Source organism: Paraburkholderia dilworthii (assembly GCF_000472525.1).
GTDB classification, from domain to species: Bacteria; Pseudomonadota; Gammaproteobacteria; order Burkholderiales; family Burkholderiaceae; genus Paraburkholderia; species Paraburkholderia dilworthii.
Map to the genome: position 1 here is coordinate 162,488 of NZ_AWZT01000007.1, position 24,728 is coordinate 187,215.

23 protein-coding genes are annotated in these 24,728 nt (G+C 63.6%); 4 read left to right on the forward strand and 19 right to left on the reverse strand.

Annotated elements, in window-relative coordinates; all coding sequences use genetic code 11:
* Positions 1–7 precede the first annotated feature (7 nt).
* From F759_RS0109375 to ndk, 3 genes are all read right to left on the reverse strand, one after another.
* Complete coding sequence (locus tag F759_RS0109375) at positions 8–1,084, reverse strand: helix-turn-helix domain-containing protein (RefSeq protein WP_027799617.1); 1,077 nt, start codon at positions 1,082–1,084, stop codon at positions 8–10.
* A 215-nt stretch (positions 1,085–1,299) separates the two neighbouring features.
* Positions 1,300–2,451 carry a 23S rRNA (adenine(2503)-C(2))-methyltransferase RlmN gene (rlmN, locus tag F759_RS0109380; RefSeq protein ID WP_027799618.1) on the reverse strand — a complete coding sequence of 384 codons (1,152 nt, stop codon included), beginning with the start codon at positions 2,449–2,451 and terminating at the stop codon, positions 1,300–1,302.
* Between the two features lie 160 nt (positions 2,452–2,611).
* A complete protein-coding gene (gene ndk / locus F759_RS0109385; RefSeq protein ID WP_027799619.1) occupies positions 2,612–3,037 on the reverse strand; it encodes a nucleoside-diphosphate kinase in 426 nt (141 codons plus the stop codon).
* 310 nt (positions 3,038–3,347) lie between these two features.
* Here ndk and F759_RS0109390 point away from each other — a divergent pair, with 310 nt between their 5' ends.
* Positions 3,348–4,046, forward strand: a complete 699-nt coding sequence (locus F759_RS0109390; RefSeq protein ID WP_027799620.1) for a Bax inhibitor-1/YccA family protein — start codon at positions 3,348–3,350, stop codon at positions 4,044–4,046.
* Between the two features lie 134 nt (positions 4,047–4,180).
* On the opposite strand, the gene F759_RS0109395 is transcribed toward F759_RS0109390, so the two are convergent.
* The 10 genes from F759_RS0109395 to F759_RS0109440 form a co-directional block, all read right to left on the reverse strand.
* Positions 4,181–4,954 carry an MBL fold metallo-hydrolase gene (locus tag F759_RS0109395; RefSeq protein ID WP_027799621.1) on the reverse strand — a complete coding sequence of 258 codons (774 nt, stop codon included), beginning with the start codon at positions 4,952–4,954 and terminating at the stop codon, positions 4,181–4,183.
* A 6-nt stretch (positions 4,955–4,960) separates the two neighbouring features.
* Complete coding sequence (bamC, locus tag F759_RS0109400) at positions 4,961–6,100, reverse strand: outer membrane protein assembly factor BamC (protein ID WP_027799622.1); 1,140 nt, start codon at positions 6,098–6,100, stop codon at positions 4,961–4,963.
* 125 nt (positions 6,101–6,225) lie between these two features.
* Entirely contained in the window at positions 6,226–7,164 is a 939-nt protein-coding gene (dapA, locus tag F759_RS0109405) for a 4-hydroxy-tetrahydrodipicolinate synthase (protein WP_027799623.1), read from the reverse strand.
* Positions 7,165–7,207: 43 nt separating this feature from the next.
* Positions 7,208–7,804, reverse strand: coding sequence for a class I SAM-dependent methyltransferase (locus F759_RS0109410; protein ID WP_027799624.1), 597 nt, complete (start codon positions 7,802–7,804; stop codon positions 7,208–7,210).
* Between the two features lie 17 nt (positions 7,805–7,821).
* Positions 7,822–9,024, reverse strand: coding sequence for a tryptophan--tRNA ligase (locus F759_RS0109415; protein WP_027799625.1), 1,203 nt, complete (start codon positions 9,022–9,024; stop codon positions 7,822–7,824).
* Between the two features lie 6 nt (positions 9,025–9,030).
* Positions 9,031–9,693 carry a site-2 protease family protein gene (locus tag F759_RS0109420; protein WP_027799626.1) on the reverse strand — a complete coding sequence of 221 codons (663 nt, stop codon included), beginning with the start codon at positions 9,691–9,693 and terminating at the stop codon, positions 9,031–9,033.
* Between the two features lie 47 nt (positions 9,694–9,740).
* A complete protein-coding gene (locus tag F759_RS0109425) occupies positions 9,741–10,376 on the reverse strand; it encodes an L-threonylcarbamoyladenylate synthase (RefSeq protein WP_027799627.1) in 636 nt (211 codons plus the stop codon).
* 206 nt (positions 10,377–10,582) lie between these two features.
* On the reverse strand, positions 10,583–11,413 hold the full coding sequence (locus F759_RS0109430) for a 3',5'-nucleoside bisphosphate phosphatase (RefSeq protein WP_027799628.1): 831 nt from the start codon (positions 11,411–11,413) through the stop codon (positions 10,583–10,585).
* A 130-nt stretch (positions 11,414–11,543) separates the two neighbouring features.
* Positions 11,544–12,428, reverse strand: a complete 885-nt coding sequence (locus F759_RS0109435; protein WP_027799629.1) for an alpha/beta fold hydrolase — start codon at positions 12,426–12,428, stop codon at positions 11,544–11,546.
* An 81-nt stretch (positions 12,429–12,509) separates the two neighbouring features.
* Complete coding sequence (locus F759_RS0109440) at positions 12,510–13,433, reverse strand: ferritin-like domain-containing protein (RefSeq protein ID WP_036023953.1); 924 nt, start codon at positions 13,431–13,433, stop codon at positions 12,510–12,512.
* Positions 13,434–13,768: 335 nt separating this feature from the next.
* Between F759_RS0109440 and F759_RS0109445 the strand changes: the two genes are divergently transcribed.
* The 3 genes from F759_RS0109445 to F759_RS0109455 all read left to right on the forward strand — a co-directional run bounded on the left by F759_RS0109445 (position 13,769) and on the right by F759_RS0109455 (position 15,910).
* Complete coding sequence (locus F759_RS0109445) at positions 13,769–14,293, forward strand: gamma carbonic anhydrase family protein (protein ID WP_027799631.1); 525 nt, start codon at positions 13,769–13,771, stop codon at positions 14,291–14,293.
* A 42-nt stretch (positions 14,294–14,335) separates the two neighbouring features.
* Positions 14,336–15,286 carry an Hsp33 family molecular chaperone HslO gene (hslO, locus tag F759_RS0109450; RefSeq protein WP_027799632.1) on the forward strand — a complete coding sequence of 317 codons (951 nt, stop codon included), beginning with the start codon at positions 14,336–14,338 and terminating at the stop codon, positions 15,284–15,286.
* Between the two features lie 234 nt (positions 15,287–15,520).
* The gene (locus F759_RS0109455) at positions 15,521–15,910 is read left to right on the forward strand and encodes a hypothetical protein (RefSeq protein WP_027799633.1); all 390 of its coding nucleotides are present in this window, start codon (positions 15,521–15,523) and stop codon (positions 15,908–15,910) included.
* A 178-nt stretch (positions 15,911–16,088) separates the two neighbouring features.
* On the opposite strand, the gene ftsB is transcribed toward F759_RS0109455, so the two are convergent.
* From ftsB to F759_RS0109485, 6 genes are all read right to left on the reverse strand, one after another.
* Positions 16,089–16,520: a cell division protein FtsB gene (gene ftsB, locus F759_RS0109460; RefSeq protein ID WP_027799634.1), complete on the reverse strand. Its 432-nt coding sequence runs from the start codon at positions 16,518–16,520 to the stop codon at positions 16,089–16,091.
* Between the two features lie 116 nt (positions 16,521–16,636).
* Positions 16,637–17,920, reverse strand: coding sequence for a phosphopyruvate hydratase (eno, locus tag F759_RS0109465; RefSeq protein ID WP_027799635.1), 1,284 nt, complete (start codon positions 17,918–17,920; stop codon positions 16,637–16,639).
* Between the two features lie 260 nt (positions 17,921–18,180).
* Positions 18,181–19,035 (reverse strand): 3-deoxy-8-phosphooctulonate synthase, encoded by an 855-nt coding sequence (gene kdsA, locus F759_RS0109470; RefSeq protein WP_027799636.1) that lies wholly within the window; start codon positions 19,033–19,035, stop codon positions 18,181–18,183.
* Positions 19,032–20,705 (reverse strand): CTP synthase, encoded by a 1,674-nt coding sequence (locus tag F759_RS0109475; protein ID WP_027799637.1) that lies wholly within the window; start codon positions 20,703–20,705, stop codon positions 19,032–19,034. Before F759_RS0109475 ends, kdsA begins: the two co-directional genes overlap by 4 nt.
* Before the next feature lie 122 nt (positions 20,706–20,827).
* Positions 20,828–21,631 (reverse strand): alpha/beta fold hydrolase, encoded by an 804-nt coding sequence (locus F759_RS0109480; RefSeq protein WP_027799638.1) that lies wholly within the window; start codon positions 21,629–21,631, stop codon positions 20,828–20,830.
* Between the two features lie 242 nt (positions 21,632–21,873).
* Complete coding sequence (locus tag F759_RS0109485; RefSeq protein WP_027799639.1) at positions 21,874–24,621, reverse strand: ComEC/Rec2 family competence protein; 2,748 nt, start codon at positions 24,619–24,621, stop codon at positions 21,874–21,876.
* Positions 24,622–24,728 lie beyond the last annotated feature (107 nt).

The following is a 24,728-nucleotide window of genomic DNA, read 5'->3' on the forward strand; positions in this document are numbered from 1 at the left end:
GTGTGTATCAAGGCAGCGCGAAGCGCGCCACGTTGCCTTTCGTCGCCGCATACTTCGACGGATCGACCGGCTGACCGTTGAGCGTGATCGACTCAAGACCGGCCTTGTTGCCTACCGTGACCTTGAAAGGCGCCTCGCCCGTCACTTCCTTCGTATCGCCCGCATGCACGAGGCCGGAGAACACTTCCTTGCCGTCCTTGCCGCGCACGCTGAACCAGCTATCCTGAGCCACGCGCAGCGCAATGATTGCCGAACCGGCAACCGGCGCCGCTGCTGCCGCCGATGCGCCGGCGACCACCGCCGGAGCGTTCGCGCCTCGCGCCGCGGTGACGGGCGGCGCGGAAGCCGGCGCAGTGCCAGCCGCGAGCGGCACGGGCATCGGCGTAGCCGATGCGGCACTCTGCGTTCCAGCCTGCGTTTCGGGCTCGGACGCGGCTTCTTGCGCAATAACCTCGGAGCCTGCCGCCGAACCTTGCGCAACGGCGCCCGATACGCCGGTAGCGCCACCGGATCCGCCATTCGCGCTCGCTTTCAAACGCGCGAGCCATGCCGTCGATTCCCCGCCATTGGTGTGCCACATAGCGAGCGCGATCACCGCGACGATCACCGCCGCCACGCCCCATAACCACGAGCGGCTTTTTTGCGCACCGCCGCCGAGCGACAACGACACGCGGCCGCGCGGCAAGTCCTTGCCCGAAGATGCCGGCATCGACAGATCCGGTGCCGGCACGCCTTTCTCACGACGCAAGGCCTGTGTAAACGGCGCGGGATCGGCGCCGAGCATCTTCGCATAGCTGCGCACGACGCCAAGCGCAAAGGTCGTGTCCGGCAAATGGCTAATGTCGCCCGATTCGAGCCCACGCAACTTGGCGGGCGCTACTTTGAGCCGGGCCGATACGTCTTCGATTGACCAGCCCTTCGATTCGCGCAGTTGGGTCAGGCGCGCGCCAACCGCCGCAAGCGACTCGAGGCCCGACTGCGCAACGGGCTGTACCGCAGGCTGCACCGCCGCCCGCGTGACAGATGCCGGGTGGCCTTCGTTCGTGTCTGTGTCCTGCGGCTGCGGGTGCTGCGGCTCACTCATCCCAAATCCTTTCGCGTCGATTCTTTTTCACTTGTGCAACCGGACGGGTCCAAACCTCATGTCCGAATCGCAGACCGTTTATAACAAAATGCGCGGCCTCTTGTGCCGCTTCCGATCGATTCTGCAAACTTTCTTTTCAATCGCCGGGTTGCGAAGCGCTTTTGAGCATTTTCCGGCGTCTTGCGCCGAATACCCGCACGCGCCGCCCTCCCGACCTACACGGCGCGAACCTCGATGACCTTCGCTGCCTTCCCGGTGCGCTCAGCAAGGCGCGTGCGGTCTTTCACCGCACCGGCCAACTGACCGCAGGCAGCGTCGATATCATCGCCGCGTGTTTTGCGCACTGTAGTGACGACGCCCGCGTCCATCAACACTTGTGCGAACCGCCTGATCTGCTCCTGCTTCGAGCGCACGAGGCCCGACTCGGGAAACGGATTGAACGGAATCAGATTGAACTTGCACGGGACGTCTCGTGTGAGCGCCAGCAGTTCGCGCGCTTGCGCTTCGCTGTCGTTCACGCCGTCGAGCATGCAATATTCGAACGTAATGAAATCGCGCGGCGCGACTTTCAAATAGCGCTGGCAGGCCGCCATCAATTCGCGCAGCGGGTACTTCTTGTTCAGCGGCACCAGCATGTCGCGCAGCGGATCGCTCGGCGCATGCAACGAAACGGCCAGTGCAACCGGCAGATCGGCGCCAAGCCGGTCCATCATGGGCACGACGCCCGAGGTCGACAACGTGACGCGCCGGCGCGACAAGCCATAAGCGTTGTCGTCGAGCATCAGGCGCATGGCGGGCACGACGGCATCGTAGTTCAGGAGCGGCTCGCCCATGCCCATCATCACAACGTTCGTGACAACGCGCTCACCCTTGCCGTCACCGCCCGTGGCACGGCCGCCAGCTACGCCGCGCGACGCGCGCAGCGCGAACTCGGCCATGCGCAGCTGGCCAATGATCTCGCCGGTTGTGAGATTGCGGGAGAAACCCTGCTTGCCGGTCGAACAGAAACGGCAGTTCACCGCGCATCCCGCTTGCGACGACACGCACAGCGTGCCACGCGTTTCCTCAGGGATGAAAACAGTTTCGACTGCGTTGCTGTTGCCGACGTCGATCAGCCACTTACGTGTGCCGTCGGTGGAAATATGGTCGCTGACGATGCCCGGCATCGAGATCGTAGCGCGGCCTTTGAGTTTTTCGCGCAAGGACTTCGCGAGATCGGTCATGCCGTCGAAGTCCGCAGCGTTGTACTGGTGAATCCAGCGCTGCAACTGCTTGGCGCGAAACGGCTTCTCGCCCAGGCTGTCGCAATAGGCGACGAGCCCTTGGGCGTCGAGGTCGAGAAGGTTGACGGTGGAACTGCTCGTCATATCGAATCCTGCCATTTCAGTGCGAGACTGCGTTCATGCAACAAGCTGCATGAACGCAAAGCCATTCGCGCCCATCCCTGCTGCTCTTACCTTACTACTTTGCCCGGCGATTCGTGTGACTGAACGAATCGGCTGCACCGACCGCCGGGGCAATCCAGCTTTAGCGCGAGTAGACGTTCACTTGCGGGAAGAAAAATGCAATTTCAACCGCAGCCGTTTCAGCGGCGTCCGAACCGTGCACCGCGTTTGCGTCGATGCTGTCGGCGAAGTCAGCGCGGATCGTGCCCTTTTCGGCCTTCTTCGGATCCGTCGCACCCATCAGGTCACGGTGCTTCAGGACGGCGTTTTCGCCTTCCAGCACCTGCACGACCACCGGACCCGAGATCATGAACTCGACCAGGTCCTTGAAGAACGGACGTGCGACGTGCACGGCGTAGAACTTTTCAGCGTCGGCGCGCGACAGATGGACCATGCGCGAAGCCACGATCTTCAGACCAGCGCTTTCGAAACGGCTGTAGATCTGGCCGATCACGTTCTTGGCCACTGCGTCCGGCTTGATAATCGACAGGGTGCGTTCGATCGCCATAAAAACTCCAAAAAATTAAGAGGTTACAGATTCAAATGAATCCGCTATTGTAGCATGTTCCCGGGTATGATTGCGATTGAACCCTTACAGCACTGAAAGACTCCAAGCAGGAGTTTCTGAATGCTGGTAGCGTAGGCCATGACATGCTTTCCAGACCTCCGAAGGCATTGAAACTCCTCGCCACCGCATCAATCTTAGGAACGGGTAGTCCGCAACGGGTAGCGAAGAGCCTCCGGCACCGCCCGCTGCGAGAGCGCTGGACAAACCGCTGATACCATCACGCAACACGCTTCTGACGTAAGGAGAGACCATGAACGATCATCCGTATAGCTTTGGCCGCACTGGCGCAGTCAGCACGGTCGAAACGCGTAACCGCGTGCTACGAAACACCTACTGGCTGCTCGCGCTGTCCATGATTCCGACAGTGCTCGGCGCATGGGTGGGCCTCGCCACCGGTTTCTCGCTGTTCGCCGCCACAAGTCCGGCCATGAGCATGCTGGCGTTCTTCGCGATCGCCTTCGGCTTCATGTTCGCCATCGAGAAAACAAAAGATAGTGCCGCCGGCGTGTTCGTGCTGCTCGGCTTCACGTTCTTCATGGGCCTGATGCTGTCGCGCATTCTGGGCTTCGTGCTGGGTTTCTCCAACGGCCCGTCGCTCATCATGCTCGCCTTCGGTGGCACCGGTGTGATCTTCGCCTCGATGGCAACCATCGCCACCGTCAGCAAGCGCGACTTTTCCGGTCTCGGCAAGTGGCTCTTCATGGGCGTGATCGTGCTGTTGCTGGCGTCGGTCGCGAACGTGTTCCTGCACTTGCCGGCGCTGATGCTCACGGTTTCCGTCATGGCAATCGTGATCTTCTCCGCCTACATGCTGTTCGACGTCCAACGCGTCGTGAACGGCGGGGAGACGAACTACATCACGGCTGCGCTCGCGATTTATCTCGACCTGTACAACGTGTTCGTCAACCTGCTCGCGCTGCTCGGCATCTTCGGCGGCAACCGCAATTAAAGTCTGACGTTTCGATCCAGAAAGGCGCGGCACCGCAAACGCTCGCCTTGCCGAAAAGCCCATAACGAGCAATCGTTATGGGCTTTTTCGTTACGCCGCCGCTTCTGACGACGAAGCAGCGAGCGCACGGAAACTCACACGCTCAGCCAGGCAAAACCTTCGGCTTGGGAAGCCACCACCACCTCGGTCGGCGCCGCGCCCAGCACGCTAGCCACGGCGGCCTGCGCGAGCTCCGGCAAGTTGTTCTGCTGACTCAAATGCGCGGCAACCAGATGGCGCAGACGCGAGCGATCGAGCGAGGCCAGAATGTCGGCCGCCGCGTCGTTGTTCAAATGCCCATGATTGCCACCGATGCGCGCCTTCAGCGATTGCGGATAGCGGCTACCGGCCAGCATCCGCACATCGTGGTTGCATTCGAGTACGAGCGCGTCGCAACCGCTCAAGACGGCGCTGATATGCGGCGTGGACGTGCCGACATCCGTCAAGACGCCAAGGCGGCTCGCGCCATTTGAGAACAGGTATTGCAACGGCTCGCGGGCGTCGTGAGGGACCGTGTACGGAAGGACGCTCAGGTCGCCGATCGCCACCGCCTCGTCGCCCCACAGCACGTGCAGATCGACGTCGGCTTCATCGGCGCCTACCGCGCGGGCGGTCCCCCAGCTCATATAGAGCGGAATCGACCATTTGCGCGCCAGCGTCAGGGCGCTGCCAATATGGTCGCTGTGTTCGTGAGTGATTACGATAGCATCGAGACCGTCGGCGCTCGCGCCGAGCCGCATCAAACGCCGCTCGACTTCCTTGGCCGAAAAGCCGCAGTCGAGCAGCACGCGCGTGGTGGTCGCGCCGCTTTGCGCTTCCACCAGCAATGCATTGCCTTCGCTGCCACTGCCAAGACTTGCGAACCGCACGGCCCGTTAGTTCAGTTGGGCGTGCAAGAGCGTCACGATGCGCTGGGCGTCGGACGAATTGTCGATTTGCCCATTCGCGTCGAGCACCGCGACTTGCGTCACCGTGTCACCCTTCGGGCGCACGTTGACGAGGAACTCCTGTCCCGGCTTCTTCGCCGAATTGCCGCTGTAGAACAGCTTGCCGAGGAGCCCTTCTTTCTTCAGTTCCTGCATTGAATCGGCGTAGCGCACGTAGTAGATGCCCTTCGCACGATCGCGGTTGTCGACGGTGAAGTTGGTGCGATCGAGCGCAAGGCCGACGCGCAGCCATGCACGGTCGAACGATTCCTGCAGATCGAGCGTCGATGTGCCCGCGCTCTTGTCGAGCGTAGCCGGTGCCGCGGCCGTGCGCGCTTCCGTCAACAGTTGCTTCGACTGCTTTTCGGTCAGGCCGAATTTCTGCATCAGCTTCGTGAGGAACAGCGCTTCGAGCGCCGGATCGCGCGGACGCTCTTCCCAGCGCGACGATGTCTTGTCCTGCCCCGTCAGCACTTCTTCCATTGCACTGTGCGTGACGGAAATATCGGTGGTGTCCGACGGGCCGCGCGATACGAGCGTGCGGAAACTGTCCCGCGTGCCCGACGAATAAGCGAAGTCAATTACCTTGCCAACCGTACGGCGGAACCAGTCGTCCGGAATATTGGCGCGGTTTTCGGCCCAGTCGGTCACCATGATGCCGGTAGCCGGCGCGTCGGTCTTCAGCGCGAAGCCGTTTTCCTGCCAGAACTCCTGCAACTGCGGCCACAGCTGTTCCGGCGAACGGCCATCTACGACCAGCCAGCGGCGGTCACCGTCGCGCTCGATGTGCATGCCGTACGGGTCCTGCGCACTCGGCTGGCCTTCCGTGGAATTGCCGGCCGCCGTGACCGCGCGCTGCGTCGCGCCGCCCAGCGCCAGATTGGCGGGCGGCGCGACGTAGCGCTGATCGGTCGGCGTGGTCGTCAGATCGCCGGGCACCGCGAGCGGCGGCGCACTGCCCGCGCCCTTGTAGTTCACGCGATCTGAAGCAAACCAGTCGTTCAGGGTGTCACAGCCGGCGAGCGTCACCAGAGCAAGCGTCAGCGCCGCCATGCGGGTTGCGTGGAGGGAAAGTGCGGAACGTTTCATGAGGTCCTTCGTGATGCTGGAACGCGGTGCCTGGTTCTGAGTGGCGGGAACGTGGGCTGGATCGACGTCGGTTAAGGGAATGCCGGTGGGCTGAGTGAGCGCTGGCGGATACGCGGATGAACCGCTTATCCGAGCAGACCCGCTTCGCGCAGCGCGCCGCGCACCACTTCGTGGTATTGCGCGTCGAGCGGCGTGAGCGGCAGGCGGATTCCGCCCTGCACACGACCCAATTGCTGCAGTGCCCATTTCGCCGGAATCGGATTCGATTCGATGAACAGGTTCTTGTGCAGCGACAGGAGCTTCAGATGAATCTCGCGCGCGGTCTTCGCGTCCGCCGCAAGCGCGGCTTTGCACAACTCGCTCATCGCGCGCGGCGCGACGTTTGCCGTGACCGAAATATTGCCGTGGCCGCCGAGCAGCATCAGCGCGATTGCCGTGGGATCGTCGCCGCTGTAGATGCCAAAGTGAGCCGGCGCCGACTTGACCAGATGCGCCGCGCGATCGATATTGCCGGTCGCTTCTTTCACACCGATGATGCCCGGCACCTGTGCGCAACGCAGAATGGTCTCGTTGCTCATGTCCGCGACCGTGCGGCCCGGCACGTTGTACAGGATCACCGGCAGATCGACCGTTTCGGCGATCTTCACGAAATGGCGATAGATGCCTTCCTGCGTCGGCTTGTTGTAGTACGGCACGACCTGCAGCGTGGCATCAGCGCCGACTTCTTTCGCCTGGCGCGTGAGTTCGATGGCTTCCGTGGTCGAATTGCCGCCCGAGCCCGCGATCACCGGAATCCGGCCCGCAGTGTGCTCGACCGCGGTCTTGACCATCAGTACGTGTTCTTCGACCGACAACGTGGCCGACTCGCCACTCGTGCCGACGACGACGAGCGCATTGGTACCCTCCGCGACGTGCCAGTCGATCAGTTTGCGAAATGCCGGCAGATCGAGGCTGCCGTCTTCGAGCATCGGGGTGATGATGGCAGGGATGCTGCCGCGAATCTGAACGCCGTCGTTGCCGGCCGGGTTGCCGCGCGAGTTGCCGGATTGGTTGCCGTTAGTCATGAAACGCCATGAATTTGATCAGGTAAACCGCGATTGTAGCGGATTAGCCAGCCAACTCGTAACAAGGCGGAGGCACCGCCTGTGCGGAGTCGTCCGAGCGGTCCGCCTCCAGAATTGCGCAGATGCGCTGGACGTAAGCCGGACGTGGCTGCGCGAGAAAACCGTCCTGAAACGCGACCACCCGTAAGCGGCCGCGCACGACCTCGAGCAGTTCGCCGGGTGCGAGCAGGAACGCGGGATTAGAGGGCTTGCCCACCGTTTCGTTTCCTTGCGCGAAGGTCTCGTAAACCAGTACGCCACCGGGCCCAAGCGAGTGGATCAGTCGCGGAAAGAGCGGCCGATGCAGATAGTTCGTGACGATCACTGCCGCAAACTGCGCGTTCGCAGGCAAGGGCCAAGGGGCGCTTTCGAGATCCGCCGTAACCGGCGTGATCAGCGGCTCGTCCGCCAACGTGCGTAGCGCGGCCGCGTCGCGGTCGATCGCCGTCACCGGATGGCCGCGCGACGCAAAGAACCGCGCGTGCCGCCCCGCGCCCGAAGCAACGTCGAGCACCGCCCCGCGCGCCGCGATGAGATGCGCCCAATGACACACCCAGCGCGACGGCTCGCCCAATCCATGTATGGCCGCGGTCGTATTCATCGCTTCGGCGCGCCCATCTAGTTGTACGACAGGCCCATTGCCTCGCGCACGTCGCGCATCGTTTCCGTGGCGAAGCGGCGGGCCTTGTCGCAGCCGTCCGCGACGATCGCGCGCAAGAGCGACGGATCGTCCATGTATTTCTGCGCACGTTCGAGCATCGGCTGCTGTTCGCGCAGGATGCCGTCGATCACCGGCTGCTTGCATTCGAGACAACCGATGCCTGCGGACCGGCAACCCTTCTGCACCCACTCGTGCGTGGTTTCGTCGGTATAGACCTGATGCAGTTGCCACACCGGGCACTTGTCCGGATCGCCCGGATCGGTGCGGCGCACGCGCGCAGGATCGGTCGGCATGGTGCGCACTTTCTTCGTGATCGTCTCGGCGTCTTCGCGCAGGCCGATCGTGTTGCCGTACGACTTCGACATCTTCTGGCCGTCGAGGCCCGGCATGCGCGACGCTTCGGTCAGCATGGCCTGCGGCTCGACCAGAATGATCTTGCGCGAGCCTTCGAGATAGCCGAACAGGCGCTCCCGGTCGTTCATCGACAGGCTCTGCGATTCCTGCAACATGGCGCGCGCCTGTTCGAGCGCTTCGTCGTCGCCCTCCTGCTGGTAGGCGTTGCGCAGTTCGTGATAAAGCTTCGCGCGCTTGCCGCCGAGCTTCTTCGCGGCCTCGTTGGCCTTCTCTTCGAAGCCCGGTTCGCGGCCGTACAAATAGTTGAAACGGCGCGCGATTTCACGCGTCATTTCGACGTGCGGCACCTGATCTTCACCGACCGGCACGAGCGAGCCGCGATACAGCAGAATGTCCGCTGCCATCAGCACCGGATAGCCGAGAAAGCCGTAAGTGGACAGATCCTTGTCCTTCAGCTTTTCCATCTGCTCCTTGTAGGTCGGCACGCGTTCGAGCCAGCCGAGCGGCGTGCTCATGCCGAGCAACAGCGCGAGCTCGGCATGCTCGGGCACCTTGCTTTGGATGAACAGCGTGGCCTGCGCCGGATCGATGCCGGAAGCGAGCCAGTCGATCAGCACGTCCCAGACGTTCTTTTCGATCACCTCGGGCGTTTCGTAGTGAGTCGTGAGCGCGTGCCAGTCGACCACACAGAAGAAGCATGGGTATTCGGACTGCAGCCGCACCCAGTTTTTCAGCACGCCGTGATAGTGGCCGAGGTGCAGTGACCCGGTGGGCCGCATGCCGGAGAAGATACGGTCTGGGAACATGGTTATTTAGAAAAGCGAAACAAGTGGAGTCAGGATTGCAGTGATCGCGCTGTAACCGAGCGTGACGAGCGGGCTTAACCAGTAACGCGTCAGCGTGCCCGTCATGACCAGCGCCATGACGATGAAAAAGCCATACGGTTCGAGCCGCGACAGCGCGATGGCCTGGCGCGGCGGCAGCAGCGCCATCAGCACGCGTCCGCCGTCGAGCGGCGGCAACGGAAACAGATTCAGCACGCCGAGCACGAGATTCACGCCGACACCCGCGCCCGCCATGCGCGTGAAGAACGGTTCGTCGACGGCCATGACTGCGAGCGCTACGCCGAACAGACCCCAGACGAGCGCCTGCACGAAGTTGCACAAGGGACCCGCCGCGGCAACCCACAGGCTCCCCCAGCGCGGATTGCGCAAGTTGCCGAAAGCAACCGGCACCGGCTTCGCGTAGCCGAACATGAACGCGCCGCTCGTGGCGAAATAAAGCAGCAACGGAATCGCAATCGTGCCGAGCGGATCGATGTGGCGCATCGGATTGATGGAAACGCGGCCGAGCACATAGGCCGTGTTGTCGCCGAGCCAGCGCGCGACGTAACCATGCGCGGCCTCGTGCAGCGTGATTGCGAAAATCACCGGCAACGCGTACACCGCGATGGTTTGTATCAGGGAAGAATCCATAACTCGCTATTGTAACAATGCGATTGCGTGCGTCTGTCCGCTTTCGCTCATGCCGTCTCTTCAAGACCGAATGGCGCAAGAGAACCGCGCCCTGCCCGCACCAGCACCGGCTCGTCGCCGGTCAGATCGATCACCGTGGACGGCTCGCACACGCATGGGCCGCCATCGATCACGAGATCGAGCTGCTTTTCGAGCCGCGCGCGGATTTCCTCCGGATCGTTCAGCGGCGCCGTTTCCCCCGGCAGGATCAGCGTTGAGCCGAGCAGCGGCTGGCCGAGTTCGCCGAGAATCGCGAGCGTGATCGCATGCTCCGGCACGCGCAGACCAATCGTCTTGCGCGACGGATGCGACAGGCGCCGCGGCACCTCCTTCGTGGCTTGCAGCACGAACACGTACGGCCCCGGCGTCACCGATTTGATCAGCCGGTACCGGCGGTTATCCACCATCGCGAAGTTCGCGAGTTCCGACAGGTCGCGCACGAGGAGCGACAGCAGTTGCTTTTCATCGAGTCCGCGAATCCGGCGCAGGCGTTCGACCGCATTCTTGTCGTCGAGATGACAGGCCAGTGCGTAGCTCGAATCGGTCGGCAACGCGACCACGCCGCCATCGTTGATGATCTGCACTGCCTGTTTGACGAGGCGCGGCTGCGGGTTATCTGGATGAAGCCGAAAATATTGGGACATGGCGGCTAACAATGGCTACGGATAGCTACGGATAAACGGCGGACGATGTCGAATGACGGCGAACGGACAGCAAATGAGCGCAACGCGTGACGCCCGGGCAACCGGCTGAACCCCCACGGAACGGCGCCGGACCGCGCGCGGCAAGCGGGAGTGCACGCGATCAGCCGGCTCTCGCACGCGACGTGCCGCATTGGCACGGCGCGCGTTCACAGCCAGCGTTCCCAGACGGGCTTGAGATCGGAAGGAAGCGGCGGCAGCGTGCCGAGTTCGACCCGGCCCTCGCCGGGCGCGTGGAAGTCCGAGCCGCGCGATGCCTCGAAGCCGAAGCGGCGCGCGACGTCGGCGTATTCGCGGTATTGGTCGGGCGTATGGCTGCCGGTCACGACTTCGATCGCCTTGCCGCCCAGCTCGATGAATTCGGCGAAAAACGCGTCGAATTCCACCGGCGAATACGCATAGCGGCCGGGATGCGCGACGATCGCCTCGCCGCCCGCAGCCTTGATCCAGCCGACGGCGTCCGCCAGCTTCGACCAGCGGTGCGACACATAGCCAGGCTTGCCATCGCCGAGATAGCGGTTGAACACGTCTTGCGTGGAACTGGCGTAGCCGTTCTCGACCAGAAAACGCGCGAAATGGGTGCGCGAGATCATGTCCGGGTTCGACACGTACTTGAGCGCGCCTTGATAGGCGTCGGGAATGCCGAGCGTGGCCAGTTGCTCGCCGATCGCCTCGGCGCGCGCGGCGCGGCCGTTGCGCGTGCGCGCGAGGCCGTCGATCAGCACGGAACTGGTGGGATCGATGCCGAGCCCGACGATGTGCACCGTACGCGCCGCCCACGTCACCGAAATTTCGACGCCGCTGAGATAGCCCATGCCGAGTTCCTCGGCGGCTTCCCGGGCTTCACGCTGGCCGGCCAGTTCGTCGTGGTCGGTCAGCGACCACAATGTCACGCCCCCCGCATGCGCACGGCGCGCGACATCGGCCGGCGCGAACTGGCCGTCGGAAACGGTGGAGTGACAGTGGAGGTCGGCGTTCATCATCGTCTGGAGAAGGTTCTGCAGCCATTTTACTGCAACGCAGTAAGTGAACGCAGAGCAATCTCTCGCCGGGGGTTTTCTGCCGGCTTGCTGCGCCGGCTGCGTGCTCGCGCTCGCCTTCGCGCTCGAACTACGCGCAGAAGCCTTCGATCAGCGCCGCCACCTGCTCGGGCTGGTCGTGGTGCACCATATGCCCCGCCTCGTCGATGATCTTTTCGCGCCAGTCCGCGAACGCCTGAAAGCGCGCCTTGAATTCATCGAGCGGAATCTCGCCGGCGAGCGCAACGAGCGTCGGCGAATGGGCGGCTTCGACGTGCAGCACTTTCGCGCTCACCTTGCGCCACACGGCCATGACCTCGTCGAGACGGTACAGCGCGGGACCGCGCAGCTTATGCGCCGGGTCGGCAAGCAGCATGAAACGCCCCTCGCCGTCCGGCTTCGACCAATGCTTCGCCAGAAACTGCGCACGCGCCGGGGCGAGACGCGGATTCGTTTTGACGAGACGGCCGGCGACTTCGTCGAGCGACGCGTAACGCTTCAGTTGCGGCGGATCACGCAGTTCGTCGAGCCAGTTTTGCAGACGTTTCGGCGCCTGCGCTGCATGCGAAGGCGCAAGTCCAAAGCCCTCCAGGTCGACCACGCGACGCACCCGCTCCGGCCGCACACCCGCATATAGGCAGACGACGTTCGCGCCGAGGCTGTGACCGACCAGATTGACCTGACCGGCCGGCGCATAGTGATCAAGCAATGCGTCGAGATCGGCCAGGTAATCGTGGAACCAGTAATGGCCACCGCCGCTTTGCGCGACCGGCCAGTCCGACAGGCCGAAGCCCCGCATGTCCGGCGCGATGACCTGCCAGTCGCCGCCGAGCGTATCGACGACGAACTGGAACGACGCCGCCACGTCCATCCAGCCGTGAAGCATGAACAGCGCTGGCGCATCGGGGCTGCCCCAACGCCGCACATGCAGACGGACGCCTCGCACGGCGACGAACTCGGAACGGGAAGTGTTCATGAGCGGATATGCAAAAAAGAATGATCGTTCGATTACAACGAGATAAGCGGACGGCGGGGCCGCTGCAAGTCGTAGGGAGCCTCAATCGCGGGCGCCGGGCTCGGTCTGCGCGCTGTCCGTGTCGATGCCCGCCAACGCCGCCAGTTCCGCGAGTTCCGCCTCATCGAAACCGGCGTCGCGGCGCGCCTCGAAATTGAACGGACCGCGCAATTTCGGCGCGTGATACTGGTCGGCGAGGCGCGTGTAAGTGACATGCGGATCCAGACCGCCCTCGTCGCACAGATGACGAAACCAGCGATTGCCGATCAGCACATGGCCGATTTCGTCGCGCAGGATCACGTCGAGAATCGACGCCGACGCATCGTCTCCCGCCTGCTGCAAGCGTGCGCGGATGGGCGGCGAGGCGTCGAGGCCGCGCGCTTCCAGCGTTCGCGGAACCAGCGCCATGCGCGCGAGCACGTCGCCGCGGGTACGTTCGCACATGTCCCACAGGCCGTCGTGAGCGGGAAAATCGCCGTACGCATGGCCGTATTCCGCGAGCCGCGCGGAAAGCAGCGAGAAGTGATACGCCTCTTCGGCCGCGACCTTGAGCCAGTCGGTGTAGAAAGCGGCGGGCATGCCGGCGAAGCGCCAGACCGCGTCGAGCGCCAGGTTGATCGCGTTGAATTCGATATGGGCGAGCGCGTGCAGCAGCACCGCGCGCCCTTGCGCCGATTGCATGCTGCGCCGCCCGAGCTTGCGCGGCTCGACGAGTTCCGGCCGCGCGGGCCGGCCCGGCAATTCCGGCGGCTCGTCGAGTTGGAGGGTCGCGGAGCACGGCACGCTGCCATCGAGCACACCCGCATATAACGCGCGCGCCGCGGCCGCCTTCCTTGCCGGATCGGCTTCGCATAGCGCGGCGAGCGCTGCGTTACGCGCGCAAAGGGGCTGGCCGCCGATCTCGGGCGCGGACTGGACGATCGGAGCGGACGGCGCGGAGGAAGCGGGCGGAACGAGGGACATCATGAAAGGGAATTGGCAAAGGCAATAAATAGACAGATGTCGAGTGGCGCGCGCCGCGGAGGGTTCGTCAACGGCAAGAGCGGCGGCTCGGAAGCGCTAGCACACCTGCACGCAAGACCGGCGTGACCCATCGAACACCCGCAGACGGCCAGGGCCGCTCGAACAGCCATGACAGGAACGCCCACCGCCCGGCACATCTCGCCAAGCGGCACAACCACACAACCGTTTACAATACTCGATTCGACAATCGCGAGCGTCGGACGCGGCGACGAAGAGCCGCCAGCCACGCACGGCCGCGGTCCGTCCCGCGCCCAGCGAACGATCCACGAGGAGACAACGTGACCATTTACAAGCTTGGCGACGCCGCACCGAACATCCATGAAAGTGTGTTCGTCGCGGATTCCGCGACCATCATCGGCAATGTGACGCTCGCGGAGAATTCCAGCGTCTGGTTCGGCGCGACGCTTCGCGGCGACAACGAGCCGATCACGCTGGGCGCAGGCAGCAACGTCCAGGAAAACGCGGTCCTGCACACCGACCCCGGCTTTCCGCTGACGATCGAGCCGAACGTCACGATCGGCCACCAGGTCATGCTGCACGGCTGCACGATCAAGGAAGGTTCGCTGATCGGCATTCAGGCGGTGGTCTTGAATGGAGCGGTAATCGGCCGCAACTGTCTGGTCGGAGCGGGCGCCATCGTCACCGAAGGCAAGGTGTTTCCCGATAATTCGCTGATTCTCGGCGCGCCCGCGAAAGTGGTGCGCGAATTGACCGAGACGGATATCGCCAACATGCAGCGCGGCACGGCAAGCTATGCCGAGCGCCGCGAGCATTTCAAGGCGCAGCTCGTGCGCATCGGCTAACCGGCCGGGCGCCGTGGCGCGCCATTCGATAGAGGAAAAGTTGTGAGCGACCAGTTGCAAAAATTCATGTTCAGCGCGGCGCCGGTGCGCGGCGAAATCGTCTCGCTGCGCAATACCTGGCAAGAAGTGCTGACGCGCCGCGAGTATCCGGCGCCGGTGCGGACGATTCTCGGCGAGATGATGGCCGCGTGTGCGCTGCTGTCGGCGAATCTGAAGTTCGACGGAACGCTGATCATGCAGATTTTCGGCGACGGCCCGGCCAAGATGCTGGTGGTCCAATGCAGCTCCGATTTGTCGATGCGCGCCACCGCCAAGCTCTCCGGCGACGAAGGCAGCATGATCGGCGAAAGCGCCTCGCTGGTGGAACTGCTCAACGCAAGCGGCCACGGCCGCTGCGTGATCACGCTTGATCCGCGCGACAAGAAACCGGGCCAGCAGCCGTACCAGAGCATCGTGCCGCTGTCGGGCGTGGACGGTCCGCTCAACTCGATGGCGGAAGTGCTCGAGCACTACATGCATCACTCGGAACAGCTCGATACGCGCCTGTGGCTCGCGGCGAATGCCGAGCGCGCGGTCGGCATGCTGTTGCAGAAGCTGCCCGGCGACGGCGGCATCGTCCCCCACCCCGGCGAGCTCGACGCGGATACGTGGGAGCGCGTCTGCACGCTCGGCGGCACGCTGTCGCAAGACGAATTGCTGAAGGAAGAACCGGAGACGGTGTTCCGGCGGCTCTTCTGGCAGGAGAACGTCCAGCATTTCGAGCCGGCCGCCGCGCGCTTCGAATGCACCTGCTCGCGCGAAAAAGTCGGCTCGATGCTGAAGATGCTCGGTCGCGAGGAAGTGGACAGCGTGATCGAGGAGCGCGGCCACGTCGAGATCCATTGCGAGTTCTGCAACCAGCGGTATGAATTCGACCCGGTCGACGTGGCGCAACTTTTTCTCGCCAACGCACTCTCACAAGGTGTGACGCCGGCCGCCGGGCAACGGCACTGAAACGACGGCTGGCTGCGCGGTCGCTTTCCGCGAGTGCGGCGGGGTCCATAGAAGAACCGGCCATACATGTCTTCGCCAGTAGTCACGCGCGCCGCCCACGCTTTCCATAAGCATCGGCGGCGCGGTATCTTTGACGTTGCAAGGTTGCGCCGCCTTGCTTTGAGTCATAACGATACGTGCCGCGCCTGTTGCCTTGCATGTTTTACTTAGGTATCCGACCGATCGAGGCCGAACATGAACATTCCTACTTCGTTGCTACGTCCCACTCGCGCGCTTGGCATTCTGGCGGCACTGGCGGGCGTCACCGCGTTGGCCGGTTGCATGATGGACCCGCCGGGCCCTTCGCCCATTTACAGCCGGCTGCCCGCCGACCAGTCGGGCATGGCCAGCACCGCACAGCCGCTTTCCCCTGCGGAGCGTCAGCGCTACGACTCAATCGACCAGCAGGTCATGGCCGAGCAGAACCAGGCCATCGCCGCCGAAAACGCCGCGCAGGCGTGGTCGCGCTACTACTACAGCCCGCCCGTGCCCGTCACCGTGTACGGCAGCTATTACGGCGGCGGATGGGGGCACGGCTGGGGCAGCGGTGTCGGCATCGGCTATGGATCGTATTGGGGCTGGTGATGGTCCGGGCGGGGGCAATGCTGGGATGCCGGGATGCCGGCTAATGAGGCCTCGTCGCCGCCTCACTATCGGCTGCTGAATGGCTGTTGATGCAAAAAAGGCGCGGTTCAGTGTGATCTGAACCGCGCCTTTGTGCCGGCTTTGCATTGACCGCCGTCGCATTGACCCGCCGTCGCACTCAGTGTCCGGGCTTCTTGTCTTTCGCTGCCTTGCCGCCGCGCTTGCGCTCAGGCTTTGTTCGCGACTCCGGATTCGGCACCACATGCAGCGGTGCAGCCGACACCTCGCCGCGAGTCGACGTCGTAGCCGAAGACGCGTTCGCCGCCGGCAACGGCGCATTCGGCGAAACGAACTGCACGAACACTTCGCCGTCCTTGACCATGCCCATTTCGTAGCGGGCACGCTCTTCGACGGCAGCGGTGCCGTTCTGCAAGTCCTGCACCTCGCCCTGAATTCGCTCGTTACGCAGTTTCGCGTCGGCGTTCTTTTGCATCTGCTGCGCGAGTTGCTGCTGCAGCTCGTGCACGCGCAGCCAGCCGCCGTGGCCCCACCAGAGCGGATACTGGATCAACGCCAGCAGAACGATCAGTACAGCAGTGACGAGCCGCATGAAGTAAGCACAATAAATACGCGCCGCCCTGCGCTATACGCAGGGCGGCGAGGTCAATCAGAGACGAAGAAAAACCGGCTCATCGGTCAGCGCGGGAAACAGTCCACTCACAACCATTAGCGCAGATTGTAAAACGCCGACTTGCCCGGATAGCTGGCGATATCGCCGAGGTCTTCTTCGATACGCAGCAACTGGTTGTACTTCGAGATGCGGTCCGAACGCGACAGCGAACCCGTCTTGATCTGACCGGCGTTCAGGCCGACGGCGATATCCGCAATCGTCGAATCTTCTGTTTCGCCCGAGCGGTGCGAGATCACAGCCGTGTAGCCGGCGCGCTTGGCCATTTCGATCGCCGCGAAGGTTTCCGTCAGCGTACCGATCTGGTTGATCTTGATAAGGATCGAGTTCGCGATGCCCTTCTCGATGCCTTCCTTCAGGATGCGCGTGTTGGTCACGAACAGGTCGTCGCCTACGAGCTGGATTTTCTTGCCGAGCTTGTCGGTCAGGAGCTTCCAGCCTTCCCAGTCGCTTTCATGCATGCCGTCTTCGATCGACACGATTGGGAACTTGTCGGCGAGCGTTGCAAGGTAATCGGCGAATTCCGCCGACGACAGTTGCAGGCCTTCGCCTGCCAGCTGGTACTTGCCGTCGTGGTAGAACTCGCTGGCCGCGCAGTCGAGCGCGAGCAGCACGTCTTCTCCGGCGCGGTAGCCGGCTTTTTCGATAGCTTGCAGGATGGTCGACAGGCATTCGTCGTTGCTGCCGAAGTTCGGCGCAAAGCCGCCTTCGTCGCCCACCGCCGTGCTCATGCCACGGTCCGACAGAATTTTCTTCAGCGCGTGGAACACTTCGGCGCCGCAGCGCAATGCTTCGCGGAAGGTCGGCTGGCTGACCGGCACGATCATGAATTCCTGGATGTCCAGGCTGTTGTTCGCGTGCGCGCCGCCGTTGACGATGTTCATCATCGGCACCGGCAGTTGCATCGCGCCGGAGCCGCCGAAGTAACGGTAAAGCGGCAGGCCGGCTTCTTCAGCGGCGGCCTTCGCGACGGCCATCGAAACAGCCAGCATCGCGTTTGCGCCGAGGCGCGACTTGTTATCCGTGCCGTCGAGTTCCAGCAGGGTTTTGTCGAGGAAAGCCTGCTCGGAAGCGTCGAGGCCCATGATCGCTTCGGAGATTTCGGTGTTGATGTGCTCGACTGCCTTCAGCACGCCCTTGCCGCCGTAGCGACCGGTTTCGCCGTCGCGCAACTCGATCGCTTCACGCGAACCGGTGGACGCGCCCGACGGCACCGCGGCGCGGCCCATCGTGCCCGACTCGAGCAGCACGTCGCATTCGACGGTGGGGTTGCCTCGCGAATCGAGAATCTCTCGACCGATGATATCTACGATAGCACTCATGGTTTCCTCAAGAAATGACGATAAATTCTTTACTGTGACAGTGTGTCGACCAGAGTTAGCGCTTTAGCGCTTACTCTGGTCCCATGCAGAGCGCGTCGACCAGAGTTGGCGCTTTAGCGCTTGCCCATGCCCATGCCAAGCACGGTCTCCCGACAGACAACCTACGCGCCGATACGTTCGACGACCATTGTGCGCATCCGCCACGTGCGCACTTTACCGGGCGGCCCAAGACGCAAGCCGACACGCGGCGAACGCGTGAATCAGTTGAAATCGCTTTCGAGGAACGGCGCGCGCTTGACGGCCTGATCGAGCGTGACGAGCGTCTCGAGCAGGTCGGCCATGCGGTGAAGCGGCACCGCGTTCGGGCCGTCCGATTTGGCTTGCGCCGGATTCGGGTGCGTTTCCATGAAAAGACCCGCAACGCCGACCGCCACCGCGGCACGCGCCAGCACCGGCACGAATTCGCGCTGACCACCCGAGCTCGTGCCCTGCCCGCCCGGCAATTGCACCGAATGCGTCGCGTCGAACACGATCGGCGCATTGGTTTCGCGCATGATCGCGAGCGAACGCATGTCCGACACGAGATTGTTATAACCAAACGACACACCGCGCTCACACGCCATGAAGCGGTCTTCAGACAGCCCGGCTTCGCGCGCCGCGTCGCGCGCCTTATCGATCACATTCTTCATGTCGTGGGGCGCGAGAAACTGGCCTTTCTTGATATTGACCGGCTTGCCCGAACGCGCGCACGCATGAATGAAGTCTGTTTGACGGCACAGAAAAGCCGGCGTTTGCAGCACATCGACCACTGAAGCGACCTGCTCGATTTCGTGCTCGGCGTGAACGTCGGTCAGCACCGGCAGGCCGAGCTGACGCTTCACTTCCGACAGAATGCGCAAACCTTCGTCCATGCCAAGACCGCGAAACGACTTGCCGCTGCTGCGGTTGGCTTTGTCGTACGATGATTTGTAGATGAACGGAATCTTCAGCTTGGCGCAGATTTCCTTCAGCCGGCCGGCCGTGTCGATCGTCATCTGTTCCGACTCAACGACACAGGTGCCCGCGATCAGGAAAAACGGCTTGTCGAGCCCGATTTCGAAATCGCCCAGTTTCATGCTTTCTCCCCGACTTCGTTCGCGACGCGCGACTGCTGATGCGCGAGCGCTGCCTCGACGAACGACTTGAACAGCGGATGACCGTCACGCGGCGTGGACGTGAATTCCGGGTGGAACTGCACGCCGACGAACCACGGATGCATGCTGCGCGGCAGTTCCATCATTTCGGGCAGGTCTTCACTCGGGGTACGGGCGCTGATGATAAGACCACCGGCTTCGAGCTGGGGCACGAAGCGGTTATTGACTTCATAACGGTGGCGATGGCGTTCGTTCACATCCTTGCCGTAGATCTCTTCGGCCATCGTGCCGGGTTTGATCGGGCAACGTTGTGAACCGAGGCGCATCGTGCCGCCGAGATCCGATTCTTCGGTACGCTTTTCGACACGGCCTTCGCGGTCGTACCACTCGGTGATCAGCGCGACCACGCGGTTTTCCGTTTCCTGATCGAACTCGGTGCTGTTCGCGTTCTTCAAACCAACCACGTCGCGCGCGAATTCGATCACCGCCAGTTGCATGCCGAGGCAGATGCCGAGATACGGCACCTTCGCTTCGCGCGCATAGCGGATCGCCGCAATCTTGCCTTCAGTGCCGCGACGGCCGAAGCCGCCAGGCACGAGCACGGCGTCCAGATGTTTGAGACTTTCGACACCTTGCGTCTCGATCTCTTCCGAATCGATGTACTCGATGTTCACGCGTGTGGACGTATGCATGGACGCGTGGCGCAGCGCTTCGATCAGCGACTTGTACGACTCGGTCAGATCGACATACTTGCCGACCATGCCGATCGTGACTTCGTGCTGCGGGTTCTGCAGCTTCTCGACGAGGTCGGCCCACATGGACAGATCGGCGGCCTTCGGCGTGAGCTTGAGTTCTTCGCAGATGATCGCGTCGAGACCCTGATCGTGCAGCATCTGCGGAATCTTGTAGATGCTGTCGGCGTCCCACACCGAGATCACCGCGTCTTCCGGCACGTTCGAGAACATCGAAATTTTCGCGCGCTCGTCGTCGGGAATACGGCGGTCGGCGCGGCACAGCAGTACGTGCGGCGAAATACCGATTTCGCGCAGCTTCTGCACGCTGTGCTGCGTGGGCTTGGTTTTCAGTTCGCCGGCAGTGGCGACCCAAGGCACCAGCGTGAGATGCACGAAACACGCGCTGTTGCGGCCCATGCGCAGGCTCATTTGACGCGCGGCTTCGAGGAACGGCAGCGATTCGATGTCGCCCACCGTGCCGCCCACTTCGACGATCGCCACGTCCGGCTCGCCGCAGGTAGCCGACGCCGCGCCACGCTCGATGAACGCCTGGATTTCATTCGTGATGTGCGGAATGACCTGCACCGTCTTGCCGAGATAATCGCCGCGGCGTTCCTTGCGGATTACCGATTCGTAGATCTGGCCCGTGGTGAAGTTATTGGCCTTGCGCATCTTCGTGCTGATGAAGCGCTCATAGTGGCCGAGGTCGAGGTCGGTCTCCGCTCCGTCTTCCGTCACGAACACTTCGCCGTGTTGGAACGGGCTCATCGTGCCGGGGTCGACGTTGATGTAGGGATCGAGCTTGAGAAGGGTGACTTTGAGACCGCGCGATTCGAGGATCGCGGCGAGGGAAGCGGCGGCAATACCCTTGCCGAGGGAAGATACTACGCCGCCGGTGACGAAAACATATTTGGTCATCGCTGGATGCTCGCGGGAAAAACGGATTATACCGTAAAGCGGGGTCTCGACCCCAGCAAAATACGAGCGTCCCCGGCTCGCATACGCACCGCGCAAGTCACCGATGACCGGTGCGCAGAGCCTCAGCCGCGCTGCTCCAGTTCGCGTAACATCCGCTGCACTGCGCGCGCGGTTTCGATCGGTTTTTCCATCGGAAAGAGATGGCTGCCCTCGATCCATTCGACATGGCCGCCGGTCGCGCGTCGTGTGGCGCGCAAGCCCACCTGGCGGATTTCCTTCGACCGCGTGCCGGCGATGAATCCCACGGGCACCGGCGCGCCGCGCGCGAGCCGCGATCCGAGCGTATGCGGCAAGGTCCGGTAGATCTGATATTCGATGCGGCGATCGAACGCGAGGCTGCGCGAGCCGTCGTGCGAGACCTGCGGAATACCGAACTCGATGTAATCGGACAGCATGCGCTCGTCCCAGCGCGCGAACGCGGGCTTCGAATGGAAATGCCGCCATGCCTCGTCGCGGCTCGCCCAGTGCGTGCGGCGCGAGCGCGTGGCGGCGGCGGGCGAGAGCCGCTCGTCGAGCCCGGTCCACTGCGACACGCGCAGAATGTTGCTGCGCCAGCCGGCGACCACAGGAGAATCGAGCATGACGACCCCCCTCACCCACTGCGGTTTCTTTAGCGCGGCCATCAGCGACAGATAACCGCCGAGCGAATGTCCGACGAGCCACACGGGCTGCTCATAGGTGCGACCGATGTCGTCGAGCAGTTGTTCGACGAGATGCGGCCAGTCCTGCGTCACCGGATAGCGCGGATCATGCGCGATCCGATCGATGTAGCGCACTTCGTAGTCGTCGGAGAGTTCCGCGAAAATCGTCCGGTAAGTAGACGCCGGAAAACCGTTCGCATGCGAGAAGTGAATGATATTTTTCAACTGCGGCTATCTCCGTTCTGTTTTTTTGCACGGCGGGTGAGGTCTGGCGGTTCTCGCGGGATGTGCGTGGTGCTGTGACGCTGGGTGATGCCGTGCGGAATGCTACGTCGTGACGTTTGCAGTGCAGTTTCCGTTAGCAAGGCCGCCCGCTTTGGCCGCATGCTTTTCTGCGTTGCTCTTATGTGGTGCTATGCGTTGCTTTTTTCGGTTCCCCATGCCCGCGGCCGCAATCTGCAATCGGTTCAACGATCCATCCAGTAACGTCGGTGCGTGTCGCGATAACGCTCGATCGTGAGTGCGGCATCGGGCGCATGCGGGCCCCGTCGCGCTGCAAAGTCCGGATCGATGAGAACGCGCACTGCGCCGTCCGTATCGCTGCGTCCGAGTTGGATATGCCGCGCCGAATAACGCGCCAGCACGCCCGCACTGGGATGATGAAACCGGTTGCGATAGCCTACCTGAAATAGCGCGACGAGCGGGTCGATAGAATCGAGGAACGGTTCGGTCGACGACGTCTTGCTGCCATGATGCGGGACCACGAGCACCTGAGCGCGCAGCATCTCGCGATCGCGCGACAACAGGATGCGCTCGGCCGGCGCCTCGATGTCGGCGGTCAATAGCGCTGCAAGGCCTGTGCCTTGCGCTTGCTGTTGCGATCGGCTGTCGGCCGTGTCGTTCGGTTTGCCCTGTCGAGCGCGATCCGCCGTGTCGTGCGATCCGCTGTCCGCCGTTTGATCCGCTGTTCCGTTGGACCCGTCGTCCGCCCCACTCCGCTCATCCGACGCCGAAACCGCACCCGGCAACGTGCTCACCCGCAGCACGCAGCAATGGGCATTCGGCTTGCCTTGCAGCGGCCCCGCGTCGGGCCAGAGCATCGAGAATTCGACGCCGTCCCACTGCCAGCGCTGTCCCGCCGCGCATGGCAGCGTCTGCGCGCCGCGTTGCCGCGCATTCGCCCATAGCGCATTGGCCGGCGCGAGAGCCGCGACCATCTGACGGACTTCGATTGCATCCAGCACGGCCGGAGCGCCGCCAGAGTGGTCCGAATCGGCGTGGCTCACGATCAGCGTATCCAGAACGTTCACGCCGTGCGCCTGCAGATATGGCACGACGATCCTCTCGCCCGCGTGCGTGGACTCGGGGCCCGGCCCCGTGTCGAACAGCAGCACATGATGCGTCGTCTCGACCAGCACCGACGTGCCCTGCCCAACGTCCAGCGCGGTCAGCCGGAAGCTGCCATGCGGCGGCCCGGACGGCGCTGGCGCGAGCAGCGGCAACCACGTGAGCGGCGCCGCCCAGCGCAGCGGCCAGCCGCGCGGCGCGAGACACCAGAGCACGCCCGCCGCTGCGGCGGCGAGCGTCCATCCATCCGGCTGCGGCAACCACCAGAGCGCCCACCGAGGCCCGGACAGCCACTGCAATCCGCCAGTCATCACGTCGAGCAATGCATGCGCGGTGCGCAGCGCGTAAGCATCGAGCGGCGCAGGCAACGCGACGCCTGCCAGCACTGACGGCGTGACGAGCAGGCTTACCCACGGAATCGCGAACGCGTTCGCGAGCGGCCCGATCAGTGGAATCTGTGCGAACCAGTAGACGGTCAGCGGCGCAAGCGCGACGGTGACAGCAAACTGGACGTGCGCGGCGCCGCGCAGCCTTCCACCGAAAGCGCGAATGCGGCGGACCGCGGTGGCGCGCAGACGCGGCAATCGGCCGGGCGCGCCCCCGCTTTCGTCCGTCTTGTGCGTATGCTGTTCGCGATTCCGCACCCGGGGCCGCCCTGAGGTGGCGAACAGAATCGCCGCCACCGCGCAGAACGACAACCAGAATCCCGCCGACACGACCGCCCACGGATCGATCAATAGCACGAGCCCGAGCGCCCACGTGAGCACGCCCGAGCGCGGCACATTGCGCCCGCTCACGTAGGCGAGCGCAATGACGCCTGCCATCCACAGCGCGCGTTGCGCAGGCACGTTGAAGCCGGCCAACGCAGCATGCAACGCGGCGAAGAGCGCGCCGCCGGTCACCGCGATGATTTGCGCGGGAAGCCACAGCGGCCAGTTGCGGCCGACCCATCCGGAGCGTCGCCAGAATGCACCGGAAAGCCAGGCCGCGAGTCCCGCGGCAAAGCCGATATGCAACCCCGAAATCGCCACCAGATGGCTCGTGCCGCTGGCCCGCATCAACTGCCAGTCGGTAGCGCTGATTTCGTCCTGTGCGCCAATCGCCAGTGCGACGACGATGCCGCGATGCGGCGCGCCGGCGAGCACCGCGTCGATCCGCGCACGCAGCGCCGCGCGCCAGCGGTCCACCGTCACACGGACGCCGCGCGCATCCGGGTGCAACCGCACCCCCAGCGCCGCTGCGCTCACATAGCCGATGGCTCGCACGTTGCGCGCAAGCAAGGTGGCTTCAGCGTCACGCACGCCAAAGTTTGCATTGCCGTGCGGCCGTTTGAGACGCACACGCAGACGCCAGCGTTCGCCCGCTTGAAGCGGCGGCGGCGCTTCGTCAGCGATCCATGACAGTTGAACGACGCGCGGAAACCTGACCGGTTCGGCCGACGGCGATTCGACGGCAAGCGCGTCCGCCGACTCCACATCGAACAGAAAACGCACGCCCTTGTCGTCGCGCGCGGGCAGTCCTTTGATGCTGCCAATCACGTCGATGTCGCGGCCTTCCCACGCGAGCGGCAGGCTCGCCGCAAGCCGTGTTTCGGCACGCCACGCCGCATAGCCAAAGCCTGCGCAGAACGCAGCGCACGAGAGCGCACTCCAGCCGGCGAACGAGCGCAAGCGGCGAAGCGGCTCGTGCAAATGCGCGGCGCGCTCGCGGTCCTCCAGATGAGAACGTCCCCGCAAGCCCCACGCTGCCGCAACCGACGCCGCGCAAGCCAACGACACCACCGCGCACCAGCCGCCCCAGCCGGGCAGCGCCGCCTGCCGCTGAAGCCAGACGACGCCCAACGCAAATCCACACCACCATGCACGCATCCGCCCTCCGCCCGCCACTGGCTATGCGCCGGACGAGACGTCGGACAGCCGCGCGGCGCGGGGCGCGCAGGGCGTCAGTAAGCCGCCGGACGTGGGTCTCGCCCGGC